Origin of the sequence: Dehalobacter sp. 12DCB1 (assembly GCF_004343605.1) — a bacterium.
Lineage (GTDB): Bacteria > Bacillota > Desulfitobacteriia > Desulfitobacteriales > Syntrophobotulaceae > Dehalobacter.
In genome coordinates this window covers 35,035-48,632 of sequence record NZ_POSF01000002.1, presented here as the reverse complement: position 1 = coordinate 48,632, position 13,598 = coordinate 35,035, and the positions used below count along the sequence as shown (strand labels likewise).

Sequence of the window (13,598 nt, the reverse complement as noted above, 5' to 3'; positions counted from 1 at the left end):
TTTGATACCATTATCATATTTCTAAAGCTAGGGATTTAACAAAGAAAAGAATGGAAAATTTATTTAGAGGAGGGGTAGATCAATGGAAATAACTTTTCAGCAAGTGTGAGGAATTCCCGTGCGAAAAAGGTATACCGGAACATATCAGAACCGCTTGGATTGACGGTAACAATTACATAAGAAATCACGGTTTTGAAAAGTATCTTGAGGAACATAAACACATAGCCCACTATATCGGTTGTTATAATTCCGATATGAATAATTATTCTTAAAAGGAGTAACGCAATGAGTGATGAATTAAAAAACATACTTATTAAGTTTTCGGAATCAGGTTGGGATTTAATTGATGTCCCCGCAAGAGAATATCTAAATGGTACAGGTAATAAAGAAACATTGATTACAGCTATAAAACAGGCAGACGAAGAGTGTGGTAATTGTGGTTGTGAATTTGACGCTCTCTATAAAAAAGCATTAGCAATTTTATGCACAGTATGAGCATTATGGGGTGTTAAAATATTTTGATTGTGTTTCGCAGGATTATCCATATTAGACGTAGAATAAGCGCACTATTTGCATAGAGGATAGGGCCTATGTGTGGAAGATTGACATTGACCTTAACAGGGGAACAAGTGGCAGAAATCGTAAATATTGCCGAAGAAATAGATTGGAAAGCTCGGTATAATATTGCTCCTATGCAACCGGTTCCTGTGGTAGTTAATGACGGGGAAAACCATCTGAGACTATTCCAAGCCTAACTGTTCCTTGATCTGATCTTTGAGACGGTAAGCAGCGGGAAGGGGATCTCCCAGTGCTTTCTCCATCCCGGCGTAGTCCAGAAAGTATTCATCAATAGAATATTGCTCCACCAAAGGGGAGAATTCCCGCAGCACGTCTCCGAAAGCAGTGCTGCATTGCATATACAAATAATAGTTGGGCGGGACAATAATCAGTTCGGGACATTTTGATTTGGCTTCATAGACCGATTGCCCGGCTTGAATACCAAATTTCTTGGCAGGAATGGATTTGGTTAACACGATACCGTGCCTGGTTTCCGGATTACCGCCAACAATTGCTGGAACGGTACGTAAATCCAAAGGATCACCATGCTGAAGACGGTGAACCGCTTCCCAAGATAAATAGGCTGAATTGGCGTCGACATGGAAAATAATCCGCCTGCTCAAAGATTAGTCACCTCTAAATCTTATACAAAAACCATTTGCCGGTGCTTGGCTCAAACTTTAATTCAAAGATTTTCAAAGCTCCGTTAATAGTACTCTGGCAGCGGAACGTAATCATTTTGTTGCCGGCTAATTTCTCTTCGGAGCGAAAACACACTTGTTCCACGGTAATGATAGAAGGGGAATCATTCTCCATAATCCTGAACTTTAACGGTGTGGACATTCCGTCAAGCTTAAAAGAAGCTATCACTTCAATAGGCTGCATTATGATTTTCATAGCATTCCCCCCGTACAAGTTAAAACTCAGTAAAATAATACGAACAAATGTTCGTATTAAGATTATAGCCCAGCAATGCGCTAATGGCAAGATTTCTTGGATGGAAATATTAGTCATAACATAAAACATATCATGATAACTGATGAGAGGGAGCGAAAAACAAAATATTAATAAAAAAGAAAAACTGACGTTCTTGTATAGATTTGTTCTACTTAAAATTGTGACATATGTGATATTATAGAGATATAAAAAACGGTGCTAAAATCTTTGGGAAAATATTAGCTGCACCAGAAATGGGGCCGTATACATTGGTCAATTCGATAGGCAGTGAAGCTGAACAATATCAACCGAGTATTCCCGCACGCCCTTTGCTTAAATGGGCGGGTGGTAAGACACAAATGCTCAATGATATCTTACCTAAGATTCCCACTTCGTATGGTCGATATATAGAGCCATTCGTTGGTGGAGGAGCGCTTTTCTTCGCGCTTAATCCTTCCGATGGAGTTATTGCAGATAGCAACCCCGAGTTAATTAATATGTACAGGCAAGTAGCAGATCATGTTGATGAAGTTATTACATACCTTCAAACTTACAGCAATACAGAAGAAATGTTTTATGCGGTCAGATCACTTGAATGGCATGAGCTTTCACCACCTGAGGCAGCAGCAAGGACAATCTACCTGAATAAAACATGTTTCAATGGATTATATAGAGTAAATAAAAAGGGGCAATTCAATGCCCCCTTCGGTCGATATAAGAACCCAAAGATTTGTGATTTTGAGGCTTTATATGCAGCATCTGCTGTTTTGCAAAGAGCTACAATTGTGTGTGCAGATTATCTACAAGTTTTAAAAGACTATGCAAAGCCGGGTGACCTTGTTTTTCTTGACCCACCATATCTTCCTATATCAGAGTACTCGGATTTCAAAAGATACACAAAGGAACAGTTTTATGAAGAAGATCATGTAGAACTTGCGAATGAGATAAAGCGGCTTCATGATTTGGGCTGCCATGTAATTCTTACAAATTCCAACCATCCATTAGTACATGAGCTTTATGGAACGTTTAATATTGAGGTTATACAAACCAAACGATACATATCTTGTAATGGTAATAGTCGTAAGGGGGAGGATGTCATTGTTGCAATTCCTCCGAAAAGGAATATTGTTCTGTCGGTTGAGCCGAAGCCCTTGCCAGCCCAGGTAGCCAAATATCCATCAACCCGCTTTATGGGTTCTAAGAGTAAGTTACTATTACAGATATGGGACATTGCTTCACAGTTTAAATTTGATAGTGTTGTAGATCTGTTCGCGGGATCGGGTATTGTGGGGTACATGTTTAAAGCTCAAGGGAAAACAGTTATCAGTAATGATTACATGGCAATGTCTGCAACCTTTGCTAAAGCCATGATTGAGAACAATTCGGTTATTCTTCCACGAAGTGAAGCACAAAAACTACTGATAGATTCACAGGAGTCTGATCATTTTGTTACTAACACTTTTACCGGACTATATTTCACTGATCATGATAATGCGCTTATTGACACCTTGCGTACAAATATCAAAGCTATCCGAGATCCATATAAACGTGCGATAGCTATGTCTGCATTGATCCGTGCGTGCATTAAAAAGCGAGCTCGTGGCATTTTTACCTATACGGGTGATCGCTATAATGACGGTAGAAAAGATCTGAAAAAATCTCTTGAAGAGCAGTTTATGGATGCTGTAACTGTCGTAAATAACTCTGTTTTTAATAATGGGAAGGTTAATAAAGCAAAAAACAGTGATGCCATGAAGCTGCGAATTGATAAGTCAGACTTGGTGTATATTGACCCACCATATTATTCTCCTTACTCTGATAATGAGTATGTACGCCGTTATCATTTCGTCGAAGGTCTCGCTCGAAATTGGGAAGGTGTTGAAATACAGCAGCATACTCAAACCAAAAAGTTCAAGTCATATTCTACGCCCTTTTCAACGAGGAAAGGTGCTGCCAATGCCTTCGGCCTTTTATTTAAAAAATATGCTAATAGTATAATTATCGTTTCCTATTCATCAAACAGTTTACCAACGCTTGATGAAATGGTTTCCATTCTCTCCAAACACAAGGAACACGTAGAAGTTATACCTGTGGATTATCGGTATTCTTTTGGCAACCAGGGTAACCGTGTGGGAGACAATAAGAACCAAGTGCAAGAATACCTTTTTGTGGGATATTGAGGAGATATAGCTATGACACTTTGGTACATAGGTAACACATCCGTCAGAAGTGCATTCCGATTACGTGATGGTTTGGTTGCACTTTCAACGTCTTACCTACAAGGCAATATGCGAGGTCAAGATGGTGACCGCGCTTTCCGAGAATTACTGGGGCAGCATGGCATTGTTTCGCTTGGAACAGACGAAACAAACAGCGTTGGACGTAAATGGCGATCAGCTCTTGGAAAGTTGGGGTTTCTGTACCCGGAGATACCTCGTTCTTCTACAATTCGTCAAGAAGACGTTGGAGCAATGGATACTATTACACCCAATGGATGGCGACTGATACGATCGGAAACTGTGCCTGCTATGCAGGAATGCTTTTTGCGATCTTTAGCAGCGCAATTTATGCCGATTCAAAATGAGGATAGACAAACAACTTGGTTTTCGCCTCTGCGCCATACTTTAGCAGTCCTTCTTGAGTTGGAACGTCAAACTGGAGAAGCATATGTAAGCTTTATTGAGATGGCACTTATAGTTCAGGCGACGAGTAGCGCAGACAATATTGCTACTGTAGTAGCAAACATTATTACTTTAAGGAATGAGAGAAATGCTGCTGCCTCAAAACGTCGATTTGATTCAGTAAAATATGAAGAAGCAGGAAATACATTTGGTCTAATGCCAGCGACCTTTCGCGACTATGCAGATGCCAATCTCCGGTATTTAAAAGCTACCGGCCTTGTCCAAAATAGAGGACGAGGTATAGCTTTAGTACCTGAAAAGCGTCTGTTTGCAGAGTTAATGGCAAGAGATATCTCTGCACCAGCTAGCGAGCTTGAAAGGTATACTACCTTGTGTAATGGGGCACAGCTCCCGACCGACACTCAGGATGCAGCGTTGAATGTGCTTCATGATTTAATTGCACAGTTATCACGTATGGGGATCCCGTTTATACTTGGGGACCGGCCAGTAAATACGCCAGCTGATATCGCCATTATACGGCACGAAATTGAAGATATTATTTTTAAACAAAAAGAAGAAATTTATGCTAGAGAGCAAGCCGACCAATGGGAAGAAATTGCTACTTACATTGATCTCATCGCTTCACGTAGAGATCGTCGCCGCATAGATGAGGAAAACGAGATAGTTATCCCTCGTAGTGAGACCCCTGCCTATCTAGAGTGGATATTATGGCGGGCTTTCTTGGCTATTGATAGTTTAGAAAACAAACCATATGAAGCCAGGCGTTTTAAGGTTGATCAGGACTTTTTACCGGTTGGCACTGCTCCTGGAAATGGCCCGGACTTGATTATGGAGTTTCGTGATTTCGTTATAGTTATTGAAGTTACTTTGACAGAAAGTTCAAGACAAGAGGCGGCAGAAGGGGAACCTGTCCGTCGCCATGTGGCTGATCTTATGAACCACTATACCGAAGCTAATGGGAAACCAGTTTATGGCCTGTTTATTGCAAACAATATAGACTCTAATACTGCAGAAACATTCAGAATTGGTGTGTGGTATTCCCGAAGTGATGAGAGAATGCACTTGCAGATTATTCCAATAACAATTTCACAATTTAATTCATTTTTTAAGGCTTTGTTTACTACAAACAATGCCACACCAGAAGCTGTAATAAACTTAATGAATGATTGCGAGCAATACCGAGCAGGCTGTGAAGCCCCTGAGTGGAAAAATATGATCAGCCAGACTATTGAACGAACAGTTTCTGGTATGGTCGCTCAATAACGAAATGAGTATTTATACAATATCCAAGATATAATAAAAAACCTTCATTAATAATATAAACAGTTTCGACTTTTACTAAGTTTATTATTAAGGAATTACTTTACAAAATCGCCAGAAAAGTGTGCTAATAACATTTTGGTGATTTTTGTTATTTTGTGGTTGATTTTGCTATTATAGAAGGATATAAAGGGAAAATGTGGAATTATCATATAGATATGCTTAAATAGCCTATCTCTTAAGTAATAACAGCTTGTTTCATTTTACTAACGATAAACAGGATGGATGATAGTGGAGATAAAAATCCATGATTAAAATACCAATTACATTTAATTCTGATGAAAAAGGTTACCTTGATCGAGAGTGTCCGAACGAAAATTGCCTTTTTGCGTTTAAAGTTTACATGGACGATTGGAAAGAAAAAATCTCTGATGAAGAAGTACACTGCCCAATGTGCGGACATGTTGACACATCTGACAAGTGGTGGACACAAAAGCAGCTTGAAGATATGCGTAGAATAACTCAAAGCTTTGCCATGGAGTATATTCATGAAGAATTAGACAAAACCTTCAGAGATTTAGAACACAGTACGCGTCATAATAAGTTTATGAAATTTACATATAAACCCGGTAGTAGAACCAGTTTTAATAACAATCCTTTGGGACAAAGCAAAGAATGGGAGCAAGAAATACAATGCCCTCAATGCTATACACATTATAGTGTAATTGGCTCAGCCTATTTTTGTCCTTGCTGTGGTTTTAATGCGATTGAAGATGTCATTGATGAATCTTTAGATACGATTGTAAAAATGATAGAGTCCTTGTCAGAGATGGAAGAGCTATTGACACAGTCTTTTGGAAAAGATAAGGCTATAACAATGTGCCGAGCTATGCTTGAAGGTAGTTTAGGGGATGTTGTTTCAGCTTTCCAAAAATTTGCTGAAATGAAATACAAATCGTTATCCTGCAAAGTAGCACGGGTTAACGATTTTCAAATAGTGGAAAAAGGAAGTAATTTATTTCAAGAAGCAACAGGAAAAGGTTATGACGAGTGGCTTACGAAAAATGAAATTTCTGAAATGACTTTAATGTTTCAAAAACGGCATATTTTCGAACACAACGGTGGCATCGTTGATGAAATGTATATGAGGAAGTCAGGTGATTCCTCATATAAAATTGGTCAAAGGTTAGTACTTAGAAGAGAAGATACGTTAAAATTGATTCAAATAGTTAAAACACTATGTGTAGGAATTAAAACATTATCATGAAAATGATTCAACAAGTTTGATTAAGACATCTTTTGTTACTGACAAGGAGATTACCTTATGTCTATAAGAAAAATTCGGATATGTAATTTTAAGTGCTTTAAAGGCGAATTTATTCTTGAAGTTAATGAAGGTATTAATATTCTTGTTGGAAATAACGAAGCGGGAAAATCAACGATCCTAGAAGCTATAAATATTGCTCTTACGGGTTTATATAATGGTAGACATATTAAGACGGAATTGTCGCAGTATATGTTCAATAATGAAGTTATATCTAATTATATTGAATCAATAAGCAAAGGTGAAAAAGTATTGCCTCCGAGCTTTATTATAGAACTATATTTTTCTGAAGGTACATGCCCTTTGTTTGAAGGCAATGGAAATGCTGAAAAAACGAAAGCTGAAGGACTTATGCTCAAAGTTGAGTATAACGAAAAATACAATGATGAGTATGAATCCTTAATTACTTCACGCGATTTGTTAAGTTTGCCGATTGAATATTATGACGTGGTTTGGGAGTCATTTGCACGGCAAGCAATTACTAGCAAGGGTATTTTGATGAAATGTGCCATGATCGACTCAACAAGTAGCAGGTTTCAGAATGGTTCAGATGTCTATATTTCAAGAATCATAAGGAATCTATTGGATTCTGATGATATTACTCATGTGGCGCAGGCTCATAGAAAAATGAAAGAAAACTTCATGAGTGACAGTTCGATAGCAGAGATCAATAAAAAAATTAATACACTGCCATCAATTACAAAAAAGAAAATCGAACTGAGTGTTGAACTGGGAACCAAAAGTGCTTGGGAAAGTAGCTTGATAACCCAACTTGATAGCATCCCGTTTAGCAATATCGGCAAGGGCGAACAATGCGTCGTCAAAACGGAATTAGCCTTATCGCACAAGAAAGCTCAAGAAGCAAATATTATTTTACTTGAGGAGCCTGAATGCCATCTTTCACATACAAAACTGAATCAATTAATTTCCGCAATTGAAGCTAAGTATAATGAAAAACAAATCATTATCTCCACCCACAGTAGTTTCGTTGCAAATAAACTTGGACTTGATAATATCTTATTACTTAACCAGCAAAAAGCAATTCGGTTCTCGAACTTAAAGTCAAACGAGTTTTTCAAAAAGATTGCCGGGTATGATACGCTTCGGCTCATTTTATGTGAAAGCGCTATTTTAGTCGAAGGTGATTCGGATGAACTTGTTGTTCAAAGGGCATATATGGACTTACATGACGGTAGGCTTCCGATCCAAGACGGAATTGATGTTATTTCGGTGGGTACGTCGTTTTTGAGATTTTTAGAGATAGCCGATTTATTATATAAACAGGTTACAGTTGTCACAGATAATGATGGTGATATCGAAGCAATAAATAAAAAATATGTAAACTATATTGGGGAAAATCTGAAACCTTACGTCAAATTATGCGTGGACTTAAATGTTGATACGGGATCTTTGGTAATTGGGAAACAAGCTTATAACTACAATACGCTTGAACCAAAATTACTTAAAGCAAATAATCTTACTCTATTTAATAAAGTGTTGGGAACTTCTTACAAGAAAGAAGATGATTTGCGTATATATATGAAAAATGAAAAAACGGAATGTGCCTTAAAAATATTTTCGAGCTCCGAAAAAATTAATTATCCTGATTATATTTCAAAAGCTGTTAAAGACAATGAATAATAAGTTGATTATTGCTGCGGCAGGCTCGGGGAAAACAACATATATCGTAGAACAAGCACTTATGGTTAAACATTCAAAAGTGTTGATTACCACTTTCACCGAAGCAAACAGTAAAGAGATACTAAAGAAATTCATTGAAGTTAACGGTGCGGTTCCGCCAAATGTCATGATACAAACATGGTTTTCTTTTCTGTTACAGCATGGCGTAAAACCTTTTCAAGGGGTGCTAACGGAACATAGAATAAACGGTATTTTGTTGGTAAATACAAAATCAGCGGTTAAATATTTCTTTAGGGGTAAACCGATTTGCTTTCCCGAGACCGATGTTAATATGCATTATTTTGATCCCCAGTACAGACTATATACCGATAAATTATCGAAATTTGCTTTTCGTTGTAACGAAAGAACAAATGGTGATGTGATAAAGAGAATCTGTAAAATCTATCAATATATTTTTATTGATGAGATTCAGGATATGGCTGGTTATGACTTGGATTTGATCAAGTGTTTAATGCAAAATGCAGACAATTTATTGATGGTAGGAGATCCTCGCCAAGTTACATATCACACACATGATGAGCAAAAAAACAAATCATATATTAACGGTGCAATAGATAAATATATTCAAGAAAAATGCGAAGGAATATCGTGTAAAATCGACATATCTTCACTTAAACACTCTTATAGAAATAATAATAAAATTTGTATATTTGCAAACAGCATTTTTCCGGAATATGAGGCTTGTGAGTCAAAGAGCGACAAAACTAGCGAACATGACGGAGTTTTTTTATTAAAATCATCTGATGTGGATGAATATTTGAAGAAGTTTAGACCGGTACAGCTAAGAGATAGCGTTAAAACACTAGTAAATATTAATTATCCCGCTATTAACATCGGTGAATCAAAAGGGCTAACTTTTGAAAGAGTGTTGCTTTATGCCACAAAACCAATGACTGATTGGATGAGAAACCATTCTACAAGTTTGAAAGACCAAAGCAAATCGAAATTTTATGTTGCCGTAACAAGGGCAAAATTCAGTACTGCAATAGTTTTTGATTATAGAGATAATGAAACTATTGAAGGATGTGAAAAGTATTAATATATAATTTCAAATTAAAAAACAGCTTCTAATAAGGACTTACCATGCTAAAAAACAAAAATTCTTTTCAAAAAAGTATGATACTTGTCTCCTTTTGTTTAATAGTAAAACGTAAATAAATACTAACTATGAGGGGTACTGTCCTAGCATTAATGAGAGGGTGATAATGTGGGTGGTAAAGAATCTATACGAGGTTTTCTCTATCAAGGCTTTGCATCTGTGCTAGAGGCATTAACGCAAGAGTTCTGGGACAAAATTTATGTAGAATACCCAATAGGAAATAAAGTAGATATAGCTCTTGAATCACAAGGGAGTCTAATAAAATCGATACAAGTAAAATCATCCATAAATCTATTTAATAAAAGTAGTATAGTGGCATGGATGAATGAACTTGCGACAGAAGCACCATCCAAGGAATACTCGATTTTTCTTATTGGTTCATGCGATGAGGATGCAAATACTTTTATAAATGCTATATCATATTATAAAACAGGGGTTATACCTGAAAAATCCAGAAAATCCTTAGAAGGCTTCGATACAACTTTTTTTGATACACATAATATAACAATTACTGTGCTACCTTTTGATGAATTAATTTTACAAAGCATTACCAGAGATGCACTACATAAATATTTATCCTTTAAAGAATTTAGATTGGATTATAAATGTTTAGAACTAATTGCAGCATCGGTAATTTTTACTCAGATGCTACTAGGAACAAAAGGAAAGAACATTTCAAAGGTAGATTTTGATAAAAGAATATTTGATTGGATAGACCTTACAAGCGGGGGCATGTTAAAAAGTGTTTTTCAACATGCTAAACTTGAGTTAGTTTTTTATAATCAAGAAACAAATGAATACTCACCAACTATGCCGGAGTGCAATATTACTAAGTACTATAGTTATAAAAAATATTTGCAGAGTTGTAGAGATAATTGTTTTAACTTAATTAGGGATATAGATAGCATTAAATTACCAACCCACGATACTGAGGAGTTAAAAGAAAAGGAAAATGAGATAATCGCAATAAATGAAATAAATCCTGAACCTCAAAGTCTTATCAGTTCAGGTATGCTTAAGAATTTGGTTCCTCATAATAGTACGAGTTTTATACCAAATATTCTTGAACTTTTTAGTAGCTATGCTGAAATTCCCGATACAAAGAAAGAAGATTATATCAGAGAAATTAAAGAATTATTTGATCTTGAAATAGAAAAAGAATTTTTCTTTGTTGGTAACTTAAAAAAGGAAGTGAACCTTGGCACTTTTGGAAACACATCATATAAATACCATGGTAGTGATGTTGAAAAACAAAAACATGATTTAATAATTGATTTACAGTGTGAAATTGCCATATATAAGATATTAATTGATTTTATAAACAATATTAGAATGTGCTGCGCTCTTCCAATAGCTATACATAATATAAGTGAAAACCCTGATAAAAACATTACTGTTAAACTTTTTATAGATAAGTCTTCTGTCGGGCTTTTTCAAGGAAATCAATATCCTACAAATGATTTTATTCAGTACATGGCAGAGCCTTTCTGCAAAGAAAACGGGATTATTAGCAGTGTATTTGGATTTAAAGCGGATAGTAATGTATCTGTAGAGCCAAAAAATCAGAGTTGGTACAAACCTAAAAATCACAATGGTACTTATGAATATACATCTGAGAATTTTTATACTGAACTAGACACATACATTGCACAAAACACCTATGACGACAAAGATTTTTACATTATTGAACTCAAACTTGAAAACGACTTACGCCCCAAGGAACTTAAATTTCTTAATAAGATTATCTTAATTCAATCACCGAAAGACAACTTAGAAATTAAATATAAAATATTATCTAATAATACAGATGGCTCAAATGAGGGAGTCTTAATAGTAACAAAATCTGATAGTCAGTAAATCTGAAGTTTTGAACATCATAGGTGTATTATAATAACTCAATGAAAAAGAACGACACTATGAACTTGTTAATTGCATGTTTATGGAAATAGAAAGGTAATACTAAAATTGAAATCTGTTAATTTATTGTCTTTGATTAATGCAAACAAAGATCTGCAAGAAACGGTTTTTGAGTTATACAAAGATAATTTTGCAATAAAAATTAAAGATAACGAATTAAATGATTTGGAGCTTTTTGTGAGTAATATTTTTGCTAGCACTAATAAGCTGATAGTATTTGATGAATTTTTTGTGGGATTTACAATAAACCAAATCAGTAAGGAGTTTGACCTTTTAAGGTTTGGCAAAAATTACATAATTAATATTGAGCTAAAAAATGAGACAACTAATGAAAAGATCCAAAAACAACTCAATAAGAATAAGTATTATTTGAGTTTTTTAGGAGTAGAAGTCTATTGTTTTACCTTTGTTGCTGGAATCAATAAGCTATTTATACTAAAAGACGATGGCAGCATCGAAGAAACCGACCTTAATTATTTAATTACTTTATTATATAAGCAGGAACTAGCGTATATCGAAGACGTAAACAAACTGTTCGATCCAACTAATTATTTAGTGTCTCCATTTAACTCAACCGAAGCATTTATTAATAATAGATATTTTTTAACCGATCATCAAGAAAGGATTAAGAATGAAATAGCAAAATTATGCGCTAGTCCGGGTAATGCTTATATCTCAATACATGGATCTGCCGGAACCGGTAAAACGCTTTTGACTTATGATATCGCAAAAGAATACATATCCAATTCAAATAAGATTTTAATAATTCATTGTGGAAGTTTAAATAGCGGTCAATATTTGCTAAAGACGGCACATAAATGGCCAATTACTTCAATTAAATTATATAAAGATTATGACCTGAAAACATATGATATCATATTTATTGATGAAACCCAGAGAATATATACGCACCAATTGGATGATATATTAGAAGAAATAAAAGATAATAACACTAAAATTATCTTTTCTTATGATTCTCAGCAAACCTTGTCATCATATGAAATAAGAAATAATATACCAAAATACATTTCGAAAAAACTTTCACCGCACGAATTCAGATTAACCGAAAAAATTAGAACGAACAAAGAGATCGCTTCATTTATTAAAAATTTGTTCGATCTTTCAAAGAAGAATCCGAATCAAAATTACGAGAATATTGATATCCAATATTTTACTGATCCAGAAGATGCGAAGAAGTATATTGGTTATCTTGATAATAAAGGATGGAAGGTTATTAATTTTACTCCATCAAGATACCATACATACCCATATGAAAAGTATCAAAAAAACGACGAAGATAATGCGCATAAAGTAATTGGACAAGAATACGATAATGTGGTCGCCGTAATTGATCGACATTTTTATTACAAGGACGGGAAATTAAATACTTGGGGTTATTCTACAACTCCTTATTATCATCCAACAAAAATGCTTTTTCAAATCGTAACCAGAACAAGAAAAAAGCTTTCTATTATAATAATCAATAATGAAAGATTACTTGATCAATGTTTAAGGATATTACAAAACAAAGTTTAGTAAAACGTCAAAAAGCTAACAGTAATAACTAAGATTTTCATTATCCACATAACGGTTTAACAACAATCGTGTATATCGTGTATAATCGTGTAAGAACGTGTAATTTTGCGATTGTGAGCGTGAGATTGTCTCAAAGGTGACGTCCAAACACAGTCGAGGCGAGGAGGCACATACCTCTCCTAATTATTGCGTAAATGTATAAAACTAAGACCTCCTACCCTCCTAAACGGCCCCCTTCTCCGATTCCTTGCCCCTGTGCCCTGGGCCTTGCTACACAATCTATAAAAAGTACAGGATGTATGTTAGAAGAAAATTAATAACGACAAAAACTAGACCATTCACAAAGTACTATAAAACCCATGCTTTCGGTATATGTCAGAGAGATTGCATCGCTCGAAGAAGTGATAGAAGAGTGCCTGTCCGGGAACATTGTTTTATTGATCAATGGTTCATCAGGGGCATTGGCCATGACTGGGGGCGGCGAGAGCTGCAGTGTGGAAATGCCGCAGAAGATTCCGTGGTCCGAGGACTAAGAGAAGGATTTACAGAAAGGATTCTTACCAATATTACATTGATTCGCCGAAAAGTTGAACAATTCATTGAAGATGACCCTTTTACCGTCTTT

11 protein-coding genes and 1 pseudogene are annotated in these 13,598 nt (G+C 35.5%); 10 read left to right on the top strand and 2 right to left on the bottom strand.

Annotated elements, in window-relative coordinates; translation table 11 throughout:
* Nucleotides 1-285 precede the first annotated feature (285 nt).
* Nucleotides 286-495, top strand: a complete 210-nt coding sequence (locus C1I38_RS00835; RefSeq protein WP_119775374.1) for a hypothetical protein — start codon at nucleotides 286-288, stop codon at nucleotides 493-495.
* A 95-nt stretch (nucleotides 496-590) separates the two neighbouring features.
* Entirely contained in the window at nucleotides 591-755 is a 165-nt protein-coding gene (locus C1I38_RS00830; protein ID WP_119775372.1) for an SOS response-associated peptidase family protein, read from the top strand.
* Here the strand turns inward: C1I38_RS00830 and C1I38_RS00825 are convergent.
* Nucleotides 750-1,181 (bottom strand): annotated as a pseudogene (locus C1I38_RS00825) (DNA polymerase IV); the annotation flags it as partial. The gene C1I38_RS00830 and the pseudogene C1I38_RS00825 overlap by 6 nt on opposite strands.
* Before the next feature lie 13 nt (nucleotides 1,182-1,194).
* Nucleotides 1,195-1,455 carry a hypothetical protein gene (locus C1I38_RS00820; protein ID WP_119775370.1) on the bottom strand — a complete coding sequence of 87 codons (261 nt, stop codon included), beginning with the start codon at nucleotides 1,453-1,455 and terminating at the stop codon, nucleotides 1,195-1,197.
* A 308-nt stretch (nucleotides 1,456-1,763) separates the two neighbouring features.
* On the opposite strand from C1I38_RS00820, the gene C1I38_RS00815 reads away from it, so the two are divergent.
* From C1I38_RS00815 to C1I38_RS14160, 8 genes are all read left to right on the top strand, one after another.
* Nucleotides 1,764-3,674, top strand: a complete 1,911-nt coding sequence (locus tag C1I38_RS00815; RefSeq protein WP_243103685.1) for a Dam family site-specific DNA-(adenine-N6)-methyltransferase — start codon at nucleotides 1,764-1,766, stop codon at nucleotides 3,672-3,674.
* Between the two features lie 12 nt (nucleotides 3,675-3,686).
* Nucleotides 3,687-5,399: an AlwI family type II restriction endonuclease gene (locus tag C1I38_RS00810; protein WP_119775367.1), complete on the top strand. Its 1,713-nt coding sequence runs from the start codon at nucleotides 3,687-3,689 to the stop codon at nucleotides 5,397-5,399.
* A gap of 304 nt (nucleotides 5,400-5,703) precedes the next feature.
* Complete coding sequence (locus C1I38_RS00805) at nucleotides 5,704-6,663, top strand: hypothetical protein (protein ID WP_119775365.1); 960 nt, start codon at nucleotides 5,704-5,706, stop codon at nucleotides 6,661-6,663.
* A gap of 57 nt (nucleotides 6,664-6,720) precedes the next feature.
* Nucleotides 6,721-8,361 (top strand): AAA family ATPase, encoded by a 1,641-nt coding sequence (locus C1I38_RS00800; protein ID WP_119775364.1) that lies wholly within the window; start codon nucleotides 6,721-6,723, stop codon nucleotides 8,359-8,361.
* Nucleotides 8,354-9,460, top strand: coding sequence for a UvrD-helicase domain-containing protein (locus tag C1I38_RS00795; protein WP_119775362.1), 1,107 nt, complete (start codon nucleotides 8,354-8,356; stop codon nucleotides 9,458-9,460). The genes C1I38_RS00800 and C1I38_RS00795 overlap by 8 nt, the downstream gene beginning before the upstream one ends.
* Before the next feature lie 168 nt (nucleotides 9,461-9,628).
* Nucleotides 9,629-11,377: a hypothetical protein gene (locus tag C1I38_RS00790; RefSeq protein ID WP_119775360.1), complete on the top strand. Its 1,749-nt coding sequence runs from the start codon at nucleotides 9,629-9,631 to the stop codon at nucleotides 11,375-11,377.
* 108 nt (nucleotides 11,378-11,485) lie between these two features.
* Complete coding sequence (locus C1I38_RS00785) at nucleotides 11,486-12,973, top strand: ATP-binding protein (protein WP_119775359.1); 1,488 nt, start codon at nucleotides 11,486-11,488, stop codon at nucleotides 12,971-12,973.
* 359 nt (nucleotides 12,974-13,332) lie between these two features.
* Nucleotides 13,333-13,506, top strand: a complete 174-nt coding sequence (locus C1I38_RS14160; RefSeq protein WP_243103684.1) for a hypothetical protein — start codon at nucleotides 13,333-13,335, stop codon at nucleotides 13,504-13,506.
* The last annotated feature ends 92 nt before the right edge of the window (nucleotides 13,507-13,598 follow it).

Excerpts from the sequence above, each read along its gene's own strand:
- C1I38_RS00835 (WP_119775374.1), top strand. The coding sequence starts at position 286 with ATGAGTGATGAATTAAAAAACATACTTATTAAGTTTTCGGAATCAGGT.
- C1I38_RS00830 (WP_119775372.1), top strand. The coding sequence starts at position 591 with ATGTGTGGAAGATTGACATTGACCTTAACAGGGGAACAAGTGGCAGAA.
- C1I38_RS00820 (WP_119775370.1), bottom strand. The coding sequence starts at position 1,455 with ATGAAAATCATAATGCAGCCTATTGAAGTGATAGCTTCTTTTAAGCTT.
- C1I38_RS00810 (WP_119775367.1), top strand. The coding sequence starts at position 3,687 with ATGACACTTTGGTACATAGGTAACACATCCGTCAGAAGTGCATTCCGA.
- C1I38_RS00805 (WP_119775365.1), top strand. The coding sequence starts at position 5,704 with ATGATTAAAATACCAATTACATTTAATTCTGATGAAAAAGGTTACCTT.
- C1I38_RS00800 (WP_119775364.1), top strand. The coding sequence starts at position 6,721 with ATGTCTATAAGAAAAATTCGGATATGTAATTTTAAGTGCTTTAAAGGC.
- C1I38_RS00795 (WP_119775362.1), top strand. The coding sequence starts at position 8,354 with ATGAATAATAAGTTGATTATTGCTGCGGCAGGCTCGGGGAAAACAACA.
- C1I38_RS14160 (WP_243103684.1), top strand. The coding sequence starts at position 13,333 with ATGCTTTCGGTATATGTCAGAGAGATTGCATCGCTCGAAGAAGTGATA.